The organism is Sorangium sp. So ce327 (assembly GCF_051530205.1).
GTDB lineage: Bacteria > Myxococcota_A > Polyangia > Polyangiales > Polyangiaceae > Sorangium > Sorangium cellulosum_B.
Genome location: NZ_CP150330.1, coordinates 8,097,923 through 8,120,205 on the forward strand (window position 1 = coordinate 8,097,923; position 22,283 = coordinate 8,120,205).

Sequence of the window (22,283 nt, forward strand, 5' to 3'; positions counted from 1 at the left end):
CGTCGCCGTCAGCGCCGATACAGGATGCGGCCGCCGGTCTTCGCCAGGGCGTACCGGAAGCCGCGCGCCAGGTCGACGTGCGTGACCATCGCGCCGACGTCCAGGCCCTGAGCGACCATCATCTGCGCCGCCCCCGCGGTCACGCCGACGAGCACCGCCTCCGCGCCGAGCAGCGCCGCCGCCTGCGCCGCCCGGACGAGCTGGTTCGCCGCCGTGGCGTCGACCACCGCCATCCCCGTCACGTCGATCAGCACCACCTGCGCGTCGTGCTCGTGGATCTCCTTCAGCAGCGACGCGATGAAATGGCTCGATCGCTGGGCATCCATCGTGCCCACCACGGGCATGACCAGGATTCCATCGGCGATCGGCACAACGGGGCTCGACAGCTCATGGATCGTCCGGAGCATCGACTCCTGGAGCTCGTTGGCCTGCTCCAGCTCGGTGGTCCGCTCGGAGATCCGGCTGAACAGCCGGGCGTTCTCGATGGCCACGGCCGCGGTGCCGGCCACGCGCTCGAGGAACGGCACGTCGTCGCTGCCGCAGGCGTCCTCGCGCTCGCTGCTCAGGACGAGGACGCCGACCACGCTGCCCCGCGCCCGCAGCGGCACCCCGACGAGCGTCCGCGCGCCGGCGTGCCCGCGGAGGAGCGAGGCGTCCTCGCGCCCGCCGTGCCCGGCCGGATCGACCACGAGCGGGCGGCCTGCGTCGAGCACCCGGCCGACCAGCGAGCGCGGCGAGAAGGACACGCGCTCCTCGATGACGGGCTCCCTGCGCGCCGCCACGCCGATCAGCAGCACCTCGATCGGCCGGCCTGCGGCGTTGCCCTCGACGCGCCGGCTCGCCACGCGGTGGGCCGCGTCGAGCGCGAGGTGATCGCTGAGCGTCGTGGACCACGGCGTGTGCTCGAGGGTGACGCAATCGACGCCGGTATGGATGATGCGCGAGGCCGGCAGCTCCGCGAGCGTCGGCTCGACGCCCTGGGTGATCATCCGGTGGACGATCTCCGCGGCGCGATACCCCATGTCGTACTCGCGCTGCACGATCGTCGCGTGGATCGCGCCCCGGCGGAGCAGCGCGACCGTCGCGGAGAACAGATCGAACGCGACGATCTTGAGCTCTCCGCCCCTGCCGATCTCCCTCGCGGCGCGGCCCCATGCCGGCCCGCCGCCGGCCGCCACCCCGAAGGCGCCGGCGATGTCCGGCCGCCGCTGGAGGGCCGCCCGCGCGAGCTCCGTCCCGAGCTCCAGGTCGTGGTCGCTGTCCTCGTGCGGGGGCAGCACGGTGAACTCGGCCCCTTCCATCGCCGCGCAAAACCCCGCGATGCGCTCGCGCGTGTTGATCGCGTCCTTCGTGGGCCGCTGCGACGCCACGACCCCGCCGCTCGGCAGCAGCCGCCGCATCATCTCGCCCGCCAGCCTGCCCGCCGCCACGTTGTCCGTGCCGATATAAAGAGGGGCCCGGCTGCCCGGGACCGGCGGCGTGTCGACGACGATCACCGGGATCCCCGCCTCCGCCGCGCGCCGGAACCCCTCCTCCGCCTCCTCGGGGGCGCCCGGAGCGATGATGATGCCGTCCACACCCCGCCGGATGCCGTCCTCGAGGATCTCGCGCTGGCCCCCCGGGCCGGCGGGGGGCCCGAGGCGGAAATCCACGGAGATGCCGAGGCCCCGCGCGGCGTCGACCGCGCCGTCGCGCAGGGTGTGAAAGTACGTCATGGGGGCCGACCGCCCGGCCCGGAACACGCGGGCGTCCAGCTCGCCCGAAGCGGCGGCGGCGCCCTCTCCGCCGCCGGCGTCCTCGACGAGCCACAGCTCCACCGAGGCCCATTGCTGGTCGATCTGCACGCTCTTGATGCCGTGAGCGAGCGTGTCCAGCAGGTGGTCCGGCTCCACCGTGGTGCCCACCGCGTTCAGCACCTGCTCGAGCAGGCGAATCTCCTGCGCCAACCTCGCCTTCTCGTCATAGAGCCTGTGCCGCTCCAGCGCGGCCCCGGTGGCGTCCAGGAGCACCTCGAGCATCGCGCGGCGCTCGCCCTGCGGAGCCTCGAGGGTCGCCTGCTCCAGCGCGAGATAGCCCGCCGGCGCTCCCCGGACGACGACGGGCGCGACAAGCACCCCCGCGCCGCCGGGCACCGCGCCCTCTGCCGCGATCGCGAGAGGCAGGTGCGCTTCATACCACGCATGTGCACTGACAACGCACATCCCGCTCGCCGCCTCGGGCGCCGCGCGCGGGGCACGCGGGCCGCTCTCGGTGGCGAGGCCCGCGTCGGTCGGGAGGTTCACCCCCTGCCGAGCGAACGCGTCGAACCCTTCGAGCACCCTGTAGACGAGGCGGTTCCCTTCGCAGAGGAGCAGGCTGCCGCGCGGCGCCCGCGGCGCGATCGCCATGGCCCGTCGCACGATCTGCTGCAATGTCGCGAAGAGATCCACTCCATGCCGCATACGGGTCCCGCTCGATCCGCCGTCACGACGCGCGACGCGAGGGCCCAGAAGGCGCGATGAACCACAGTTCTGTCAAGGTCGATTTGCCCATCTCCCCAGGTGTGTGGGCCGGCTCGCGGCCCGCCGTCAACGGCCGAGGTCGCCGGGGAGAGGACGAGTCGACGGCGCGGCACGCGCTACTCGCAGGGCAGGATGCGCAGCACCTGGATCGTGGTGTTCGAGCTGCCGGGCGCGGCGAAGGCCACGCTCCCGTCGGGAAACGCGACGAAGTCCTGGTAACGATTGCCGAGCACGTCGACCTCGAGCGGATCGCCCTCGGCCTCGCCGGTGGCGCGATCGCGTGTCTGTACGTACAGCGCGCGCGCCGCGTCGTTGCGGGCGAGCTCGCCGGCCCTCGTCGTTGTCTCCCAGGCCGCGAGCATGCGGGAGCGGCCGTAGGCGGCCAGGTGCGGAGCGCGGTGGTTCATGCCCGCGTCGCTGGCGATCGTGAGGTCCTTGTCCGCGGCGCCGTCGGTGAAGTGGAGCAGCCGGACCTCCGCGAGCCCGTTCGCGCCCGCCGGCTGGCCCGAGCGGATATTGCTCGTCGTGAGCCAGTAGCCGCCGCCGGCCGCCGTGACGAGGTTTCCAAGGTTCGAGTAGGCGAGATCGACCGGATAGATGGTCTTGTAATTCGGCGCGAACGCGATGCGGTTGTTGTTGTCGGTCTTGCACACCGTCACGAACTTCCGGGCGCTGTCGTCCCAGAGGATGCGCTCGTAACCGCTGTGGCTGCATCCCCAGTCGAAGCCGTCCCTCTGCAGCGCGCCGTTCGCGTCGACGACCTTCATGCGATCGCCCTGGTGGATGTTGATGCATCCGCCTTGCGAGACGCTGATCGCGGCGCCGAAATAGCCCGCATAGCGCGAGCCGTCGAAGGCGATGCGGCCGTGATGCGCGTACCACCAGATCATGGTCACATCGGGCCCGGTGGGGCCTGTCGAGTAGGGCGGCAGCGCGGCGCTCGAGCTCGTGAGCTTCGTCGCCCAGGTCGCGCGCTCGCCGTCGAAGCGGGCCATGTACATGTCGTGACAGGCGATCGGAGGGGACGGCGGCGTACCGCACAGGTTCGAGGGCGTGCCGCAATTCAGCGTCCCGCCGCCCTCGGCATCGCGGGTGAGCAGCAGCACGCCGCCGTCGTCGTCGGCGTGGAGGTCGGCGAAGTCGTTCGCCGGCAAGCCGAACGAGCGCCCCACGGCCCTGTCATCGGCGTCGAGCTGGAGGACGTGGACCTGTCCGTCGTCGCTCATCCATGCCAGGCGCGACCCGCCGGACGGTATCGGCGAGATGACGAGCGGCTTCAGCGCGGCCTCATCCTCGTTGTTGATCACGCGGCTCCCGACGTCGACCTGGGTGATGCGAATGCGGTCGCGGGTGACGCCGCACGCGCCTGGGCCCGGATCCCCGCCCGCACCTCCGCCGCTCGCGCTCGACGCTCCGCCGCCGCTCGCGCTCGACGCTCCGCCGCTCGCGCTCGACGCACCTCCGCCGCTCGCGCTCGATGCGCCTCCGCCGCTCGCGCTCGACGCACCGCCGCCGCTCGCGCTCGATGCGCCTCCGCCGCCGCTCGCGCTCGACGCCCCTCCCCCGCTCGCGCTCGATGCGCCTCCGCCGCTACTCGACACCTCACCGCCCGACTCGCCAGCGCAGCCCGGGGGCAAGGTGATAAGAACCAAAGACCAGATGACTCGCATGGTTCGTCTCGACATCTCGTCACGCTACCGCGCGAGCCGGCCTCTCATGGGGCAGAATCTCCGCTCGGCGCGTTGAGGAAGGCGCCGTGGCGCTCAGCGTGCTGTGCGGAGATCTCGCCGGCGAGGACACCACGCCAGCACCCTGGACCAGAACAGCCATCGAGGGCGGACACCCCCTCACCCACAGCCGCGCGAGGAGTCCCAGGCTCCTCCCGCAGGTCCCCGGTGAGGGGGCCCGGCGGCTCGGCAAGGCCTCCAGCGCCCCCCGTGGCGCCCCTGAGCAACGAGCTTGCGGTGCCGAACCGTCGCTCGCGATCCGCCGCGATGGCCGCAGTCTCGCCCGCTCCAGACGACCGACCGCCCCCCGTCACGCGGGCCCTGACGAGCGTTGACATGCACACGCTGGCCTGGTAGGTGAGCGAAGCGTCCGCGCGAGCGCGGCTGGCGGCGAACGACGCGGGTGAGTCCTTGCCTCGCGGAGCCACGGACGCGCAGGGCTTGGCCCCTCTCGGGCGCCACCCACGTCGAAGTTCCGCCGCCAGGCGCTTAAATGCCATGTCGCTGTAAGACACCGCCGCCGTGGACCGGCTCGCTCAACACGGCCGGCGTCGCAGGGGGCGGCAGCACGAGCGCCTTGGCGGATCCGGCGAGGGCAGCGCAGGCAACCTGGGTAAGGTCTCGCGGCTCGTCCGTGCGGGGGGGTTGACGCGGCACAGCTAGCCAGAGTCAGCGGCACGAGGCGCCGGAGGCCCACCCTAGCCTCCGACCCGGCACCATGTTATTGCTAGCCCGCCGATTCCGCCACGCGCGCAATTGATGCGCGCCGGTGGTTCACCTGACTTGAGGAGCGCCGGAGCCACAACAAACGCAACATGCCTGGAAGCCCAGCGCGGGCGTGGAGATGCCGCCTCCACCCTGGCCCGGAGACCAGAGCCCCGGGGCAACCCCCGCGGACGCCGTTGTCGAAAGCGCCCTCTGAACTAAGGCACACGCAAACCACGAGCTGGAGATCCGTTTATGACCGTTGTCACTGGCGACAGAGAGTACTTCCCGGGTGTTGGCAAGATCCCCTACGAGGGGCCTGAGTCCGACAACCCCCTCGCCTTCAAGTGGTACGACGCCAACCGCGTCGTCGCCGGCAAGGCCATGAAGGATCACTTCAAGTTTGCCGTGTGTTACTGGCACACGTTCTGCGGCCGTGGCCACGATCCGTTCGGTCCGGGGACGATCAACTTCCCCTGGGACGAGGGCAAGGACGCGCTGGCCCGCGCCCGCATGAAGATGGACGCGAACTTCGAGTTCATCACCAAGCTGGGCGCGACGCACTACTGTTTCCACGACATCGACCTCGTGGAGGAGGGCGAGAACCGCGCCGAGACGTCGCGTCGCCTCCAGAGCATCGTCGAGTACGCCAAGCAGAAGCAGGGCCAGTCGGGCGTCAAGCTGCTGTGGGGCACGGCGAACCTCTTCTCCAACCCGCGTTACATGAACGGCGCCTCCACGAACCCGGATTTCTCCGTGCTGGCCTACGCCGGCGCCCAGCTCAAGGACGCCCTCGACGCGACCATCGCGTTGAACGGTGAGAACTACGTGTTCTGGGGCGGCCGCGAAGGGTACATGAGCCTGCTGAACACGGACATGAAGCGCGAGAAGGCGCACTTCGCTCGCTTCCTGACCATGGCCCGCGACTACGCGCGCTCGCGCGGCTTCAAGGGCGTCTTCTTCATCGAGCCCAAGCCCATGGAGCCCTCGAAGCACCAGTACGACTTCGACGCCGAGACCGTGATCGGGTTCCTGCGCGAGCACGGCCTGGACAAGGACTTCAAGCTCAACCTCGAGACGAACCACGCGACGCTCGCCGGCCACACGATGGATCACGAGATGCAGGTGGCCGCGGACAACGGCATGCTCGGCAGCATCGACGCCAACCGCGGCGACTACCAGAACGCGTGGGACACCGATCAGTTCCCCTACAACATCAACGAGACGGTCGAGATGATGCTCATCCTGCTCCGCAGCGGTGGGTTCCAGGGCGGCGGCGTCAACTTCGACGCCAAGCGCCGCCGCAACTCGAGCGATCTCGTCGACACCTTCCACGGGCACATCGGCGGCATGGACGTGTTCGCCCGCTCGCTCCTCATCGCCGATGACCTGATCCGCAAGTCGCCGCTCGAGGCGATGCGCAAGGCGCGCTACGCGTCCTTCGACGGCGGCAAGGGCGCCGAGTTCGAGCAGGGCAAGCTGACGCTGGAGCAGCTGGCCGAGATCGGCAACGCTGGCGGTGAGGTCAAGCTCACGAGCGGTCAGCAAGAGCTGTACGAAAACATCGTCAATCGCTGGATCCGATAAGCCGAGCGATCGAGGGAACGACAGCCGGGCGACGCAGCTGCGCGCCCGGCTGTTTTTCTTTCCGAGACGATGTCGCTCTCCTGCGGATGATCCACTCCGCGACGGCGACGTTGATCACCCAGCCGGCACCCATCAGGACCGCTCTGACGCCCTCGCCCGGCGCGCCGAAGAGCAGCACCCACGGCATGTGGGTCAGCACCTGAGTCCCCGCGCCCAGGCCGATCGCGTAGCCGCGCAGCATGAAGGCGCCGTGACGGACGAAGTCGCGCCGCGAGATGGCGACGAGGCCGAGCACGAGCGACATGAACATGGCAGAGCCGAACAGCACCCGGAGAACGGCGAGGGCGTCGCCGTCTCCCTCGGGGAGCTCGTAAGACGCCTGCATCCACAGACCCGAAGCGGCAGCGACGAGCCCTGACGGGGCCACGGCCCACCCCGCAGCGCGGTGCCAGCGAGGCTGCCGGCGGCGAAAGCCCGGGGAGAACTGGAACGCGCCCAGGACCGAGAACACGCTCACGCTGAGAATGTGCAGCACGATGGGCACGGGCGCAGCGAAGAAGCGGGCGTTGTCCGGGGTGACCTTGGCGCCGACGCTCAGCTCGGCCAGGCGGAAGGCGCCGGCCACCACGGGGACCGCGCTGAGGCCGAGCAGGAGCGCGGGTACGAGCCAGTCTCGCTTCGCCGAGGGGGTCGAGGTGCTCTCGTTCGTCATGCCGTCAAGCTAGGGACGGCGCTGGATGCGTCGCAATTGGCGCAAATGGCGGATCCGGGTCGGCCGATTGCCCGATGGGGTGATCGTACTTTCGGCCAGGTGCACCGCCACCTGGCCCCGGGCTGACCGGTCAGTCGCGGACGCGGCCGGTCTCGTAGGCCCAGATGGCGATCTCGACCCGGTTGCGCGCGCCGAGCTTGGTCATGAGGCTGGCGATGTGCGCCTTGACGGTGCTCAGGCTGATGTGGAGATCGTCGGCGATCTCGGCGTTGGTTCGACCGCGGGCCACGATGAGGAGGACCTCCTCCTCGCGGGCGGTAAGGGCCTCCCCGGGCTGTGCTCGTGGCAGCTGAGGCCGAGAGGCGGCGAATGTGGAGAGGAGGCGGGCGGTGACACGTGGCGCGATCAGGGCGTCGCCGCTCGCGGCGGCGCGGATGGCCTGCGCGAGCAGGTCGGGACCGGCGTCTTTCAGCAAGAAGCCGCGGGCGCCGGCCTTGAGCGCGCCAACCACGTAGTCGTCGTGATCGAAGGTGGTGATCACCACGACCGCCAGGGGACGGTCGACGGTCGGGCCGGCGAGCCGTCGGGTAGCTTCGATGCCGTCGATCCCGGGCATGCGGATGTCGAACAGGCACACGTCGGGGCGGAGGGCGAGCGCCAGCTCCACGGCCTTGTGTCCGTCGCCGGCGACGCCCACGACCTCGATGTCGGGCTGGGCGTCGAGGAGGATGCTGAGCCCGGTGCGGACGATCTCTTGATCGTCGGCGACGAGGACGCGAATGCTCAACTGGACTGTCCTTTCCGAGGCAGCACGGCCGTCACCGTCCAGCCGCGCCGTGGGCCCGGGCCCGCATGGCACGTACCGCCGAGCAACGTCGCTCGTTCGATCATGCCGACCAAACCGTATCCCGCCGACGTGGAATGGCCGGGGTGGGCCCCCTGGCCGTCGTCGGTGACCCGCAGACGCACGGACGTGTCGTCGGCCGTGACCTCCACGTCGATCCGGGTCGCGTGGCGAGCGTGCCGGCGAGCGTTGGTGATCGACTCCTGCGCGAGGCGAAAGACCGCGGCGGAGACCGACGATGGCAGGTCATCGAAGCTCCCGGTCAACTTCACCTCGACAGGAGCCCCTGTGGCGGATGGGCCCGCGAGCTGTCCGAGGTCGGCGACCCGCGGGCTCGGCGCGAGCTCGGCCGACTCGCCTCGACGCAGGAGCCGGACCATCGTGCGCATCTCGCCGAGGGCGCGAGACGCCTCGTCCGCGATCACGCGGAGCGCGTCGACAGGCGCCTCGGGGCGAGCCGACGCGGCGACCAGGCCCGCCTGCGCGCGGATCGCGATGGCCGATACATGGTGGGCCACGGTGTCGTGCAGGTCGCGGGCGATCCGCTCTCGCTCGGCCAGCTTGGCTTCATCGAGCTCTCGCAGGCGCACGCGATCCCGGTAGCGCACCGCCGCGCCGAGCGCCATCGTCGAGAGAAGGACGGCGTAGCCCCCGATGACATCGCCCGTCCTGGCATGAGAACGGATCATGTCGACCGCCGCCGAGGTCACCATGATCGGCAGCCCGATCATCGCTTCACGCCCCGTACCCCACCGGAACAACGAATAAGGCAGCAGCACCATGTAGACCATCGCGTAGAGCCCCGGCGACGCGCTGCCGGTCGCCATCACGGCGAGCTGGTTCGCGATGAGGAGGCCGAACGCGATCACGACCATCTGCAGCGGCCTGGTCCTCCGCCAGAGCAGCGTCGGCAAGAGCCCGATGCAGAGGACCAGCGAAGCGATCCGCCACGGCAGGTCGCGCCGGATCGCGACCTCGATCGACCCGAGCGCGGCGAACACGGCCAGGAGCACCCAATCCATCCGGACGCGCCGAGGGGGGTGCGGCGCTCGCGGCTCGGACGCCACGGATCGAAAGAACTCGCGCACCTGCCTCATGAGAAGAGCCGGCTTGACTCCATACCCATCGTTCGAGCGAACCAGCACGACGACCTGGCGTGCTGGTCGCAGCATAGACCGGATGGACGCCGCGCACGAGGCCTCGATGGGGGCGCTCTCGCGATGGCCGGCCGCGCCGCGCCGATCGACGCCCCGAAGCTGCCGGCAGGGAGCCCCCTGTCCGATGGCTCACCTTCTCGACTTGGCCACGGACCGGCGCTCGTTACAAGCAGAGCCCCTGTCCGCAGACGAGCCTGCATTCACAGCCGGTCTCCTGCGAGCCTCCGGAAATGCCAATGCTTGTGTTGCCGGCCGCCCTCAGGTTGGCTTCGATCCTTTCGAGAGCGCATGCCGGGACCTTGAAGTTGTCGGTGATCTGTACGTCCTCGCCCACGCTGCGCAGGGCATCGAGCCGCAGCGTCGCGAGCTCCGTGTTTCGATGGATCCAGAGCCGCGCGTCGACGGCCTCGAGCTTGCGAAAATCGGCTTCCAGCAGCTCGAACGCCAGGTAGATCCACAACGTACCTCGAACTCGCGCCAGGTTCGGCATGCGGATCGCCTTGATCTGCGCCGTGACCAGCTCCCCGCTCGAGGCACTGCCCTCGGCGCGGATACCGCCGACCTCGAGCAAGCTGGGCAAGTCGAGCGTTCCGGCGAAATCGGAGCTGACCGAGATCGTGCCGTTGATCGTGGAGTAAGCGCGCGCCGCAAGGACGTCCGCGTCCGACGCGATGAGCAGATCGCCTTGATGGACGCTGCCTTCAAGCGCCTCCGGGCCGCTCTCACAATCTGCTGCGCCGCCCTCCCCCGCCCCGCCGCCGTCGCTGCCACCGCCCGGACCTCCCGACGCACCGTGAGAGGTCCTGCTCGTTGCGCCGCCCGAGCCCCCCGTGCCCGTGTCGCCCGTACCGGCGCTGTTCCCATCGCCCGAACCGCACGCGATGAGCAACGACACCGCGGTCATCCACGTCAGCCGGTCGAGCCACGATCGAGCCGACCGTCGGATTCTTGCGCATTCTCCGGAAGTTCCGGCAGCTGAATTCACACTCTTCATGAGAGAGGAGGAAATCGAAACGTTCCCGGAGCGTCAAGCCCACAACGGCGCTCGAGGCGACGGCGACCTGCAACGACCTCTATTGCCTCCGTCCGCGCCGAAATGCCGCCGTCGCGCGTCCAGAGCGAGAGGCGCCATTGACCGCGCGAGACGTCGCGTGCCTGGGCGCGCGACGGCGCCGCGTCACCCGCCGTCGTGAGGCCCCAGGATCACCGGCCCGGGAGCGAGCAGCTGCGTGCCGTCCATCAGCCCGACCGCCGCCTGGTTCGTTCCGACGGCGTACCAGAGGACGTCCGCCATGCTGTCGTAGTTCACGTCGGTGCCGGGGCGCAATTCCCAGTCACGGCCGAGCGGCCCCGGGATCACCGGCCCCGGCGCGAGCAGCTCGGCTCCGTCCATCAGCCAGATCGCCATCAGGTTCTTCTGGATGTTGTTCCAGAAGACGTCCCCCATGTTGTCGGCGTTCACGTCCTGCGCGGTGGGCGCCGTCCAGCCCTCGCCTGGCGGCCCCGGGAGCACCGGCCCCGGGGCCAGCAGCTGGCCTCCATCGATCAGCCAGACCGTCATCAGGTTCTGTCGCTCGTTGTTCCAGAGCAGATCCGACATCCCATCGATATTGAAATCGGTCGCCGAGGTGACCGTCCATCCCTCGCCCGGCGGCCCTGTCCGGCATCGGGCCTCGTGGACGCGCCGAGCACGCGCGCCCGTGGAGCGGCAAGCACCAGTCCAGCGGCGGCGAGCAAGCCCGGGTCAGAGTGTGACGGGCACGTTGTGACGATATTTTTTCTCTATCTCGGAGAGCACTCGAACATTCAAAGAGATGCGCGCGGCCGCTGAGCAAGACGGCCTTGACGTGCCGACGTGGGAGATGTAGCCGAGGACATGACTGACCATGGCGTGATATCCATCCTCTCTGTGGGTCGCTCCCTCGCTGCCTGTCTGCCGTTGCTCGCGCTCATCGCCTGCGGCGGAGACGGCGCCAACTCGCCGCCTGCGCCGGAAACGAGCGGCAGCGGCGGCACGGGCACGACGTCGACCGCCGAGAGCGTCGGCGCGACGAGCAGCAGTGGATCCGGTGATTTGCCGGCCGGTGGGACCGGCGGCGGAGGAACGTCCACTGGAGGCGGGGGCGACAGCGCGACCGGCGCGACCAGCGGGACGGGGGGAGGCGGGAACTCCACGGCCTGCACCCGCGAGCTTTTGAAGAGCACGATCGACGCCTATTTCGAAGCGCTTGCGGCGCACGATCCGTCGACACTGCCCCTCGCCGACAACGTAAAATTCACGGAGAACGGCGAAGCCCTGGCGCTCGGTCAAGACGGGCTCTGGAAGACCGCCGGAGCGCTCAAATACGCTCACAGCGCGCTCGACACCGAGACCTGCAGCTCCGCGAGCCAGGCCGTGGTGCCGGACGGCAGCATGGACATCCCGCTCGCCCTTCGCCTCAAGCTCCAGGGTCAGGAGATCATCGAGATCGAGACCATCGCCGTGCGGCCAGGGGACTACAAGGTCTCCGGGCAGAATTTTGCCTCGAACACCGGCGCGATCATCGCGAGCGGGGATGCCGTCAAGTGGGAGGAGCCCGTTCCGGAGGACGAGCGCAACTCGCGGGACGAGCTCGAGGGCTGGATGGAGAAGTACTTCTGGATGTTCCCGGGCGGCGTCTGCAACACGGTCAGCAACTGCAAGCGCATCGAGAACGGCGGCGGGTCGTTCACCTGCAGCGCCGGCGCGAGCTGCAATCCTGGCCAGCCGGGCTCGGGGTCACCCGCGCTTCCCCCTCGTCTCATCTTCGCCGACGTCGAGAGGGGAATCGGGGTCGGGTTCACCATGTTCATGGGGAACACCGATATGCATATGTTCAAGATGCGCGACGGCCAGGTCTACGGCGTGAGCGCGATCCTGGGCGCGGCCAGCAGCTCCGGCTGGGAGTGAGCGAGCTTCGTCTCCGCGCTGTCGCGCCGGGCCGACGGACGGGCCCCGCACCTCGGTGCTCGGGGCCCGTCGTTCACCCACGAACTGCCGTCACGGGATCGTCGGGGCCGTCCACTCCACCCACTTCGCCTTGTCGAGCTGGTTCTTCGGCTTCCAGATGTCGGTGTTCGCGCTGGCATCATCGAGCAAGAACTTTTTGACGAAGGCGTTGACCGCTTCCTGCTCGCCGCCCGCGTAGTCCGTTCCGCAGTGATTGTGCCCGCTGTCGATGTACCCGATGTTCTGCTTCACGCCGAGGGCCTCGTAGACCAACCTGGCGGCTCCGCCCGCCTGATCTGCGTTGTTGGTGCTCAGCCACTCGTAGTTGAGGTTGCCGAGGATCAGGAGGCCGCGAGGCGCCACCATGCTGACCAGCTGATGGTGGTCGATCGGGAGCTTGGTCACCGCGTTGCCGAACTGCTCGATCGTCTTGCTGAACCACTGCTGCTCGCCGTAAGTCCTCGAGAGGTTCTGGACGCCGGAGCTGCCGGTCCTGCCCATGTTGTCGACCTCCGAGACGCGCCACGCCGCAACACCGCCCGAGCCGGACTCCTGCGGGATGGTCAGCGCGATGCGCGAATCCATGGCGCCGACCATCATCGCCCCCTTGCCGTTTCGCGAGCAGCCCGTGACAGCGATCCGCTTCGGATTGATCTGTGCGTCTGGCATGGACTCGAGGGCATCGATGATGCGACTCACGCCCCAGGCCCAGGCGATCAGCGCGCCGCTCTCTGCGCTCCCATGGAACTTGGAGAAGATGCCGCCGCTCCGGTTGCCCTCCGGCTGTACCCCGTTGTGATCGTAGTTGATGATCGCAACGCCCAGCTGCTTCAGCCGGGCCTTGTCGAGAGAGCCGCCGAGCATGATCATCGCAGGGTAGGGCGCTGTACCGGTGCTGGGCAGCTCGACGGTCGGGGCGAAGGAGACATCCTGCGCTCCACCGCTCACGTTGACCGTCAGTTTACCGCCAGCCAGGCTGCCCTTGACGGTGGCCTTCTTGACCTCCTTCGGGCCAGTCTCGTAGTGCTGGATCATCTCCGAGATTTCCCGATGCCGGCACACCCACTGCGCCCGGGTCGTCACCTTGGTACCATCCGCCATGGTGAAGGGATCGTGCAGCTTGTCGTACGCCTTCAGCTCGCTGAAAGCGGGCATGTTGGGCACGGGACAGTCCTCGCCCGGGGTCTCGACCCCGACCAGCGTCGTGGCCCCGCCGCCCGTCGGGTTCGAGCCGCCGGCGCCCGTCGGGTCCGAGCCGCCGGCGCCCGTCGGGTCCGAGCCGCCGACCCCCGAGACGCTCGTCGACGGACCGCCCGTTCCCGAGGTCACGCCGCTGGTGCCGCCGCCGGTGCCGGACACGGACGACGTGTTGCCAGCCGACGACGAGCCGCTCGTCGGGCCGCCGGAGCTGGCGGTGGTGGTGTCATCCTCATCAACTGTGACGCCGCCATCGCTGGGGCCGCACGCGACGAACAAAGGGAGGAGGGCGGTCAGGGGGAGAAGTTTGGAGAAGCTGGGTCGGAACGACATCATGGGACGCCCATTCCCAGCGGACGGCGGTTCGATCACGCTGTTCGCTGGGAATCGCATCGCTGGCGTGAAAAGTCTTCAACCCAGCCGTAAACATCCACCCTACATGCAACCGATGTCATCCCTCCTGATTGGTTCTGGGGGCGCATCGCACCAGGTAGCTCCTGTGGAGCCATCCGATGGGGCGACATTCTTCGAGCAAGGCTTCTCGCCGGGATCTCGTCGCGTCTGGTCGTCTGCTCGCCGGCGAGCGAGCCGGGCCCGGGCGGCGAACGACCGACGCCCGGGGATCACGCCGGAGGGAGGGCAAGGCCAGCATGGCTCTCATGCCCCCCAAGGGCATCACTACTGCAGCACCACATCCATATCCCAGTCAACCCACATGGTCTTCCATTCGCTGACCGGCTGCTGAACGCCATTGTCCAGGATGTTCATGACGTCCGTGTTTGCGCTGGTATTGCCCTCGAACGCTCGCTTGAACATCTCGCCTGCAAGGGCGGTCTGAGTGCCCGAGGCGCCGCAGTGGTTCGCGCTGTACATCGTAAAACCCATGCGCTCCGGGACGCCGAGCGCCTTCCACACGGGCTTCGCCGCCCACGCGGAGAGCGCTTCACAGGTCCCACCCAGGTGACACCACGAGTTCCTGCCGTTGGCGTTCGTGAAGTGCACCAGGTGCCGCGGAGCGATGGTCGCCAGGAGCATGTGCGTATCGAAGGGGAGGTTGTACACCTTCGAGGGGTCGTTCCGGAGCCAGCGGGCCGCGCCGGTCACCCAGGGTCCGCAGATACCGCTGTCCTCGAGGTTGTCGATGCTCTGAGGCTTGGCATCCGAGCACTGCCAGACAGAACCACCGTCACCGTGCCTGAACCACTCTGCCTGGCGCAAGTTGGCCACACCGCCGCCGCCCGACTCCACGATGACGACCACCGGCGCACGACTGAAGACACCCGCCAGGTAAGCGCCTTTTCCACACCCGGAGCACCCCGACACCATCACCTTCGTGGGATCGTGTCCGCTGCTCGGGTTCTTCTCCAGCACGTCCATCACCCGGTCGATCATCCACCCGTTGGCGACGTTGGTGTTGACCTCGGACAGGCCGAAGAGATTTTTTATCTTGTCTTGAAAGCCGCTTCCGAACGACAGCGTCTTATGGCCTGACGGGAAGATCCCCCCTGACAGCTTGAGGGCGATCACGCTGCCGGATCCGCTGATGCTCGCCGAGAAGGTCTCTGATTTTCCACCCACCTTGGCGGTGATTGAAACGTTACTTCCGGACACGGTTCCGGTCACCTCATCCGGCTCGGCGGGGACCGGACCGTAGAGGTACTTGGCCGCCATGGCCAGGATTTCCTTGCGGCGGCACTCCCACTGCTCCTTGGTCGTGACCTTCGTTCCGTTGAAGAACGTGAACGGATCCGGGAGCTTCTCGTTCACCTCGGTCAGGCCGCTCGGCTCAGGCAACGTGGGTAGGACACACGTGAATTGGCCGCCGCCAGTCCCGGTGGTCGCGCTTGCCTCGCCAGTCCCGCTGGTCGTGCCAGCGCCGCCAGTCGGGGAGCCGCCCGCGCCGGCTCCGCTCGTCGCAGCACCGCCGCCCGTACCGGCACCTCCGCTGGTCGAGGAAGCACCGCTGGTCGCGGGGCCCGCACCCGAGGTGACTCCCCCGCTCCCGCTCGGTGTCCCGCCGCCCGAGCCCGAAGCATCTCCCCCGGCACCGCCGGTTCCTACTTCTGTAGCGCAGCCTGGGAAGTTCAAGAGGGCGAGGACGGGGATCGCGAGAGCGGTTATTTTGCGCGAGGCACGAGAACGGACAGACATGAAGGCCTCCATGTTTCGAGTGCAGTGGCGGGATGCGGCACGCGGTACATGACACGTGGTACGTGACACGCGGGCAAACCGCCGTACTTTGAGCGGACGACAGGGAAGTCAGTGCGTTTTACGCGTTGGCGACGCTGCTTTCGTGACGTGTGCGACCATGTGCTGTGGGTATGCCAATGGCACGTGAACGAGAGATTTCAGGGCGCGGTGCGATTCGTTCGCCGTCAAGCCGAGGACCCGTAAACCGAGCTATGAGATTTCTTCCCGGGCGACGCCTCCGGTCCAGCCGGGTCCGGAGCGAAGAGCCTCGGCGCCGGTGGTCTCGGAGCTGTCGCTGGAGCCGCACGCGACGAACAGGGGGAGGAGGGCCGTTGGAGCGAGAGGTCTGGAGAAGGCTGGCCGGGACGACATCACCAGATACCCATTCCCAGCGGAGGGCAATTCGATCACGCTTATCGCTGGGAATCGTACGACCGAAGCGGGCAGCATCTGGTCAGGATGCAAATGTTCGACAGACTTGTAGTCGATGTGATCCGGATCGTCTCCGGGAGCACCTCGCGAACGCTTGCACCTGCAGGACATCCGAGGAGGCGACACCCGTCAGCGAGACTTTTCTCGTCGCGTCGCGTCGACGCAGAGTCTGGTCGTCTGTTCGTCGTCGGAGGACGAACCGGGCTCCGGCGGCGAGGTGCCCGCGGAGGCACGGGCTCGGCGGCACCGGGCGGACCTTCTTCCGCCGCCGGGCGGCCTGCACCCCCGCCCTTACCCCGCGCGGCTTGCCGTTCCGGCGCCGCGCCCCAGGAGGATCCCATCATGGCTCGACCGCGACGCCTCATCGAGCCGGGGACGCGCGCGACGCCCGACCTCCTGGCCGCGCTGCGCGCGCTGGCTCGGCCGCTGCGCTCCACGGCCGATCTCGACCCCTTGATCGAGCGCATCGGCGGCGCGCGCTGCGCGCTCACGAGTACGCCCGGGCGACGGTGCTCGTGCCCGAGTCGTGCCAGGCGGAGGCCGTCAAGCTGCTCGCCGAGGTGCGCGAGAGAGCGCCGGAGTTCGGCGCCGACGGGCGCGACGGGCACTTCGTCGCCGAGCAGAACGCCCTCGTGGTCAAGAACGCCGAGGCCTACTACCGGGCGATGGTGCGCAGCGACGCGGCGTCGTGGAACGTCCGCGATGGGCGCATGGCCGATACGCTCGATCGGCTGCTCGAGCAGCACGGCCCGCGCGGCCGCGCGATCGTCTGGGCGCACAACACGCACGTCGGCGACGCGCGCTTCACCGACATGGCGGAGCGGGGCGAGGTGAACCGATGCTCTCGTTACAATCTCCCGATTTCCACCATGGTGACGTGATCCCGATCGTGCATACCTGCGAGGGGAAGGACGTGCCGCCCGCGCTCTCCTGGTCGGGTATCCCCGGCGGCACGAGGAGCCTCGCGCTCATCGTCGACGACCCGGACGCGCCCGATCCACGGGCCCCCAAGACGACGTGGGTCCACTGGGTGCTCTACAACATCCCGCCCGACGCCGGCGGGCTGCCCGAGGGCGCGCGCAAGGCCGATCTGCCGACGGGCGCGCTCGAGGGAAGGAACGACTGGAAGCGCGCCGGTTACGGCGGCCCGTGCCCGCCGATCGGCAAGCACCGTTATTTCTTCAAGCTGTATGCGCTCGACACGGTGCTGCCCCCGCGGGGCGGGCTCACCAAGGTGGAGCTCGAGAAGGAGATGGAGGGACACGTGCTCGCGCGTGTCGAGCTCGTCGGGACGTACCAGAAGAGGGGCGGCTCGTAGGAGCCGAGCACCGCCGGCCCCGGCTCGCTCTCGCCTTCGCGCGCTGCGGGCTCATCCGCGTCGTTCGACCCGCCGCGGCGTACCTCCGTACGCCACGCTCGCCTGCCTGGCGGATGAGCCCGTATCACGAATCTACACCTCGCCATGAGCGCGCCTTCGGCGCGCGCTCACTCGCATTTACAGACAGGGCGACCGTCATCGTCACAGTGGCACTGACACACTCCATCTGGACACGTGACGACCTTATCGCCCTTCGGGCAGGTGGCGACGCACGAGGCGACCGAGTCCCCCTCGTCGCCCGCCGCGACCTCGGCGTCGCTGGCCAGCGAAGGATCAGGCTCATTGGCCTCGACCAACGCCCCCGCTCTGCCGTCCACCGCCTCCGCGGCCGCGCCCCTCCAGAGCGCCGTGGAAGCGGGCAGCATCGACAACACGAACACCGATAACAGCGTACCGCGCATCTTCACTCCTCCTGGTCAGCGATGCTTCCATGACTGGGCATCAGTGATGGGCAGGGGCCGAGGCACGCGGCGTGCCGGATGGCGCGGCCGTCGGCCGAGCTCGCGGGGCCGCGGCAGGTACGGGGGCGCTGCCCCGCGTGTGTCCGCGATGTTCGGGCGGCGCAGCCAGCCCGGCTGCGCGGGTTGAGCTCGCCTGTCCTGCCGTATCATCACCACGCGCGGCGAGATCGTCGTTTCGAACGCGACAATCCGAGCAAAGGGTTGCGCGCGATGGTTTGCTCGAACACGCAAGCCGGCCGCGGGCGGAGCGCGCCGCCGAGCGGCCGCGGCCTCACGTTGGCGCGGCGAGAGGGCGCGGCGCGCGCTGGGCCAGCGGAGGACGCGGCTGGCACGACGAGTGCTCTGACGTCAGACCGCAGGCAGCATACAGGGGCAGATGACCCGCGAGCTGGCTTGATGCTCCGAGTCCTGTGGAGCTGCTCGAACGCAGGGGCTCCGCTCGGTCGTCAAACGCAGCTGGCATGTCTGGCCTCTCTGACCATCAACCATCACGAGATCGAACGAAAGAGGAAGAACATGACACGAAAGATCATGACCGCGGTCGCTGGGTTGTCGTTGTTCGTCGGTGTGGCGATGGCGCAGGCGGCGACGCCCGCCACCTCGGGCCTGAAGGGTCGCTCAGTCCTCGACGCCAGCGCGAGCGCAGGGATCCCCGAGAAGGTGGCGTACTACTCCGGGTACCCTGGGGCCAACGTGGCCACCTCGACGAACATCGGCATCGCGGGCATCGCGATCGGGACCTCGGGGTCCGTCGCCCAGTCGTCGGTCGCCCAGGCCGGCGGGTACGGCAACGTCGGTGTCGCGACGGCCAACGCAGGGGGCTTCCACGGCCGCGGCCACGGCCGTGGCCACGGAGGCTGGAGGAGGATCGCGCTGAACGACGCGCCGGCGTCCGGTCAAGCCGACATCCTCTTCGACAACTAGCGTTCCGCCCGCCAGAGGTCCGGCCAGAGATGGCCGGACCTCTGCGCCGCTCCGCCGCGGCCTCGCGCGGGCAGACCTGGCTGGTTTCCTCGGGGCTCCGCCCCGCTCCGCACCCCGGCGGCCGCAAGCGGCCCCGGCCGGCCCGCTGGGGCCGGAGCCTCCACGGACCGCGCGCGGCGCTCCGGCCGCGCGCGGCCTCCACTCCGACGACCCCGAACCCGGGATGGACGAAACCATGCGCCGTTTACTCCGTGTGCTCTCGACGTCCGCGCCCGCGCTGCTCGCCGCGGCGCTCTGCTTTCATTTCGCGATGACGCTGGCCTACCTGACGCCGCAGAACCCGCTCCAGCTCCGCTTCGCGCGGCTCATCAGCGGGTACATGAACCCGTTCTTCGAGCAGAACTGGCACCTCTTCGCCCCCGATCCCATCACCGACACGCGCCTCGTGATGGTCGCCTGCCGCCTGCACGAGCCGGACGGGAGCACGACCGAGACCGGGTGGACCGATATCACGACCCCCTACTGGGAATCCCACCTGGAGAACCGGCTCGGCCCCGCGACGCGCATCGGACGATCGGTGACGGGCGCGGCGCGCATGATCTACACCGTCGATCCGACGTCGCTGCAGATGGCGAAGAAGCTCGATCAGCAGCGCACGCGCGCGCAGGCGGGCGGAGGCGGCGCCGAGGCGCCCGATGCTCAGGTGGTCGACATGCTCAGGGACGAGGTGAAGAAGGAGCAGGACGCCGGCGTTCAGCTCGGCAAGAGCGTCCTGGAGCGGGCCGGCTCCGCGCACTGTGACAGCCTGTACGGCCCGAGCCGCACCGCCGCGGTGCGGCTCCGCCTGGCGGTGCTGAAATTCCCGCGCTTCTCCCGGCGCGACCTGCCCGACTCGAAGGGTGAATTGACGTACTTCGATTTCGACTGGGCTCCGTATCGACCGGTGGCGCCGCTGGACGCGACGACCGAGGACAGACACCAGACGCCCGTGGCCCTCCGGGCGGCGGCCGCGGAGGAGAGGTGACGCCATGCTGAGCAAGCTGAACGCACGCTGGCACCGCATCGTGGAGTTTGCGAGCCGAGAGCGCTGCCTGATCGGGGCCAGCCTCTTCCGGATCGTCGCCGGGCTGACCATCCTCCACCTCTACCTGGCCAACTACTTCCAGCGCCATTATCTCTACGGCCCCGAGGGGGTGTGGCCATTCGCGCGGTCGCTCGAGGAGGCCCACCGCACCGGCGCGTTCTCGATTTACCTGCTCAGCAGGTCGCCGCTCTACTTCGAGGTCGTCTTCCACCTCGCCATGCTGTTCGCGGCGCTGTGGGTGATCGGCTTCCGCACGCGGCTCATGTCGCTGCTCACGTATGTCGGGCTCTGGTCGTTGCATCAGCGGAACCCCGTCCTGCTCGACGGCGGTGACAACCTCGTCCGGCTCGCGCTGCTGTACGGCATCTTCGCCGAGCTCGGCGCGTACTTCTCGCTCGACGCCGACCGGCTCCGCGCGCAGCGGGAGCGCGGCGGAGAGCTCCAGCGGATCAAGGGGATGCTGCACAACGCGGCGATCCTCGCCTGCGCCGTCCAGGTGTGCCTGGTCTACGGGGTCGCGGGGCTCTACAAGGTGCAGGGGGAGCTCTGGCAGAACGGGACGGCCCTTTATTACATCACCCGCGTCGGCGAGTTCACGTGGCCCGGCCACAGCGACAGCCTCTCCCGCAGCGTGGCCGTGGTGACGGCGCTGACCTACGCGACGGTCGGGTTCCAGCTCAGCTTCCCGTTCCTGTTCGCGCTGAACCGGCACACACGCAGGCTCTCGCTCGCCGCGGCGTTCCTGTTCCACGCCGGGATCGCCGTCATGATGGGGCTCGGCACGTTCGCGGTATTCATGATCAGCGTCGAGCTGGCGCTCATCGCGGACGCGGAATACCGGGCGATCGGCGCGTTCGCCAGGCGGCTCGTGTCCTTCGAGGCGCCGTCGCTCCGGCGCCTCCTGCCCGCGCGCCGGATCCAGACGAAGTAGCGCGGCGCGGGCGCGCTCGAGCGCCCGCCTTATCTCCCCGGCCTCCCGGCGATCCCCGCCCAGCCTCACCAGCCTTCCGCCACGCGGATCGCGATCTTCCCGATCGTGCGGCCCGACTCGATGGCGCGGTGCGCCTGCGAGAGCTCGCGCACCGGGCACCGGGCGAGCCGGGGTGCGAGATCAGCGCCGCTCGCGCCGCGGCTCGACGACGCGCCTGGCACGGAGGTTGATACCGCCGCTCGCCGTGGATGCCGAAACCCTCTCTCGGCCGCGTCCCGCCACCGGGCCGCACGTCGCGCCTGGCCGCCTCGCCCTGCCGCTGCCCGATCGCTCGCTGCCCGGACGAGGCGGGCAGCGCGCCCTTCGCGCCCGGATCCCCGGAGCCCGCGGGAGACGCCGTGCGCGCGCGTGATCTCGGCGTCGCGCCTGGCATCTTCGATCCGGGCCCGCTCGACGCGATCACGGACGTGGGCGGCGTGCGCGTCGGGCACGCGACGGTGATCGAGGGAGACGCGATCCGCACCGGCGTCACCGCCGTATTTCCCCACGGGGGGAACCTCTACCTCGATCGCGTCCCCGCGGCGATCCACGTGGGCAACGGGTTTGGCAAGCTCGTCGGCGCGACCCAGGTCCGCGAGCTGGGTGAGCTGGAGACTCCCATTCTCCTCACGACCACGCTTTGCGCGTTCCGGGCCGCCGACGCGCTCGTCGAATGGATGCTGGCGCAGCCGGGCATGGAGGAGGTGCGCTCGCTCAACCCGGTCGTCGGCGAGACCAACGATGGCGTGCTCAACGCGGTCCGGCTCCGTCCCGTCACCGCCGAGCACGTGCGCGCGGCGCTGGGCTCGGCGCGGGAGGGGCCCACGCCGGAGGGGTGCGTCGGCGCGGGCACGGGCACCGTCGCGTTCGGATGGAAGGGGGGGATCGGCACCGCCTCGCGGGTGCTGCCGGCGTCGCTCGGCGGGGCCTGCGTCGGCGTGCTCGTCCAGTCGAACTTCGGCGGCGTGCTGCAGGTGATGGGCGCGCCCGTCGGCGAGGAGCTCGGCCGGTACGCTTTCCGGTCGCAGGTCGAGGCGGCGGCGGGGGACGGCTCCATCCTCATCCTCGTCGCGACGGACGCGCCGCTGTCGGATCGCAACCTCGGGCGGCTCGCTGCCCGCGCGATCCTGGGGCTCGCGCGCACCGGATCCTCCGGCGCGAACGGCTCCGGCGACTACGCGATCGCCTTCTCGACGAGCGCCTCGGTGCGGCGCCGCTCCGGCGCGAAGCGGCTCGCGATCACGGAGCTCTCGAACCAGGAGACGTCCGCCCTCTTTCAGGCCGTGATCGAGGCGACGGAGGAGGCCATCTACAGCTCGCTCTTCACGGCCGAGACCACCTCGGGGAGCGGCCGCACCGTGGAGGCCATTCCGCTGGATCGCGTCCGTGAGGTGCTGTCGAGGCACGGCGTCCAGCGGCCGCCCGGCCGCTCCCGCCCTGCATGAC

17 protein-coding genes and 1 pseudogene are annotated in these 22,283 nt (G+C 69.3%); 9 read left to right on the plus strand and 9 right to left on the minus strand.

Annotated features, from left to right (window positions below; genetic code table 11):
- Positions 1 to 8: 8 nt before the first annotated feature.
- Both WME95_RS30170 and WME95_RS30175 read right to left on the minus strand, forming a co-directional pair.
- Positions 9 to 2,429, minus strand: coding sequence for a substrate-binding domain-containing protein (locus tag WME95_RS30170; protein ID WP_437902798.1), 2,421 nt, complete (start codon positions 2,427 to 2,429; stop codon positions 9 to 11).
- Positions 2,430 to 2,617: 188 nt separating this feature from the next.
- On the minus strand, positions 2,618 to 3,808 hold the full coding sequence (locus WME95_RS30175) for a hypothetical protein (protein ID WP_437902799.1): 1,191 nt from the start codon (positions 3,806 to 3,808) through the stop codon (positions 2,618 to 2,620).
- Positions 3,809 to 3,833: 25 nt separating this feature from the next.
- Between WME95_RS30175 and WME95_RS30180 the strand changes: the two genes are divergently transcribed.
- Together WME95_RS30180 and xylA are read left to right on the plus strand one after the other, a co-directional pair.
- Positions 3,834 to 4,247, plus strand: a complete 414-nt coding sequence (locus WME95_RS30180) for a hypothetical protein (RefSeq protein WP_437902800.1) — start codon at positions 3,834 to 3,836, stop codon at positions 4,245 to 4,247.
- Between the two features lie 941 nt (positions 4,248 to 5,188).
- Positions 5,189 to 6,520: a xylose isomerase gene (gene xylA, locus WME95_RS30185; RefSeq protein WP_437902801.1), complete on the plus strand. Its 1,332-nt coding sequence runs from the start codon at positions 5,189 to 5,191 to the stop codon at positions 6,518 to 6,520.
- On the opposite strand, the gene WME95_RS30190 is transcribed toward xylA, so the two are convergent.
- The 5 genes from WME95_RS30190 to WME95_RS30210 form a co-directional block, all read right to left on the minus strand.
- Entirely contained in the window at positions 6,501 to 7,232 is a 732-nt protein-coding gene (locus tag WME95_RS30190) for a DUF2306 domain-containing protein (protein WP_437902802.1), read from the minus strand. The two genes, xylA and WME95_RS30190, sit on opposite strands and share 20 nt — an antisense overlap.
- A 130-nt stretch (positions 7,233 to 7,362) precedes the next feature.
- Positions 7,363 to 8,019 (minus strand): response regulator, encoded by a 657-nt coding sequence (locus WME95_RS30195; RefSeq protein WP_437902803.1) that lies wholly within the window; start codon positions 8,017 to 8,019, stop codon positions 7,363 to 7,365.
- Positions 8,016 to 9,173 carry a sensor histidine kinase gene (locus tag WME95_RS30200; protein WP_437902804.1) on the minus strand — a complete coding sequence of 386 codons (1,158 nt, stop codon included), beginning with the start codon at positions 9,171 to 9,173 and terminating at the stop codon, positions 8,016 to 8,018. Before WME95_RS30200 ends, WME95_RS30195 begins: the two co-directional genes overlap by 4 nt.
- A 223-nt stretch (positions 9,174 to 9,396) precedes the next feature.
- Positions 9,397 to 10,227, minus strand: a complete 831-nt coding sequence (locus WME95_RS30205) for a hypothetical protein (RefSeq protein WP_437902805.1) — start codon at positions 10,225 to 10,227, stop codon at positions 9,397 to 9,399.
- A gap of 183 nt (positions 10,228 to 10,410) precedes the next feature.
- Positions 10,411 to 10,842 carry a hypothetical protein gene (locus tag WME95_RS30210; RefSeq protein WP_437911043.1) on the minus strand — a complete coding sequence of 144 codons (432 nt, stop codon included), beginning with the start codon at positions 10,840 to 10,842 and terminating at the stop codon, positions 10,411 to 10,413.
- Between the two features lie 267 nt (positions 10,843 to 11,109).
- Here WME95_RS30210 and WME95_RS30215 point away from each other — a divergent pair, with 267 nt between their 5' ends.
- Positions 11,110 to 12,162, plus strand: coding sequence for a hypothetical protein (locus tag WME95_RS30215; protein WP_437902806.1), 1,053 nt, complete (start codon positions 11,110 to 11,112; stop codon positions 12,160 to 12,162).
- A gap of 90 nt (positions 12,163 to 12,252) precedes the next feature.
- Here the strand turns inward: WME95_RS30215 and WME95_RS30220 are convergent, their stop codons facing one another.
- Together WME95_RS30220 and WME95_RS30225 are read right to left on the minus strand one after the other, a co-directional pair.
- Positions 12,253 to 13,734 (minus strand): glucuronyl esterase domain-containing protein, encoded by a 1,482-nt coding sequence (locus tag WME95_RS30220; RefSeq protein WP_437902807.1) that lies wholly within the window; start codon positions 13,732 to 13,734, stop codon positions 12,253 to 12,255.
- 342 nt (positions 13,735 to 14,076) lie between these two features.
- Positions 14,077 to 15,165: a glucuronyl esterase domain-containing protein gene (locus tag WME95_RS30225; protein ID WP_437902808.1), complete on the minus strand. Its 1,089-nt coding sequence runs from the start codon at positions 15,163 to 15,165 to the stop codon at positions 14,077 to 14,079.
- 1,337 nt (positions 15,166 to 16,502) lie between these two features.
- Here WME95_RS30225 and WME95_RS30230 point away from each other — a divergent pair.
- From WME95_RS30230 to WME95_RS30255, 6 genes and pseudogenes are all read left to right on the plus strand, one after another.
- Positions 16,503 to 16,856 (plus strand): annotated as a pseudogene (locus WME95_RS30230) (erythromycin esterase family protein); the annotation flags it as partial.
- Positions 16,857 to 16,858: 2 nt separating this feature from the next.
- Positions 16,859 to 17,338, plus strand: a complete 480-nt coding sequence (locus tag WME95_RS30235; protein WP_437902809.1) for a YbhB/YbcL family Raf kinase inhibitor-like protein — start codon at positions 16,859 to 16,861, stop codon at positions 17,336 to 17,338.
- A gap of 1,037 nt (positions 17,339 to 18,375) precedes the next feature.
- The gene (locus WME95_RS30240) at positions 18,376 to 18,783 is read left to right on the plus strand and encodes a hypothetical protein (protein ID WP_437902810.1); all 408 of its coding nucleotides are present in this window, start codon (positions 18,376 to 18,378) and stop codon (positions 18,781 to 18,783) included.
- Positions 18,784 to 19,018: 235 nt separating this feature from the next.
- The gene (locus WME95_RS30245) at positions 19,019 to 19,807 is read left to right on the plus strand and encodes a DUF5819 family protein (RefSeq protein WP_437902811.1); all 789 of its coding nucleotides are present in this window, start codon (positions 19,019 to 19,021) and stop codon (positions 19,805 to 19,807) included.
- Positions 19,808 to 19,811: 4 nt separating this feature from the next.
- The gene (locus tag WME95_RS30250) at positions 19,812 to 20,798 is read left to right on the plus strand and encodes an HTTM domain-containing protein (RefSeq protein WP_437902812.1); all 987 of its coding nucleotides are present in this window, start codon (positions 19,812 to 19,814) and stop codon (positions 20,796 to 20,798) included.
- 398 nt (positions 20,799 to 21,196) lie between these two features.
- Positions 21,197 to 22,282: a P1 family peptidase gene (locus WME95_RS30255; RefSeq protein ID WP_437911044.1), complete on the plus strand. Its 1,086-nt coding sequence runs from the start codon at positions 21,197 to 21,199 to the stop codon at positions 22,280 to 22,282.
- Position 22,283 lies beyond the last annotated feature (1 nt).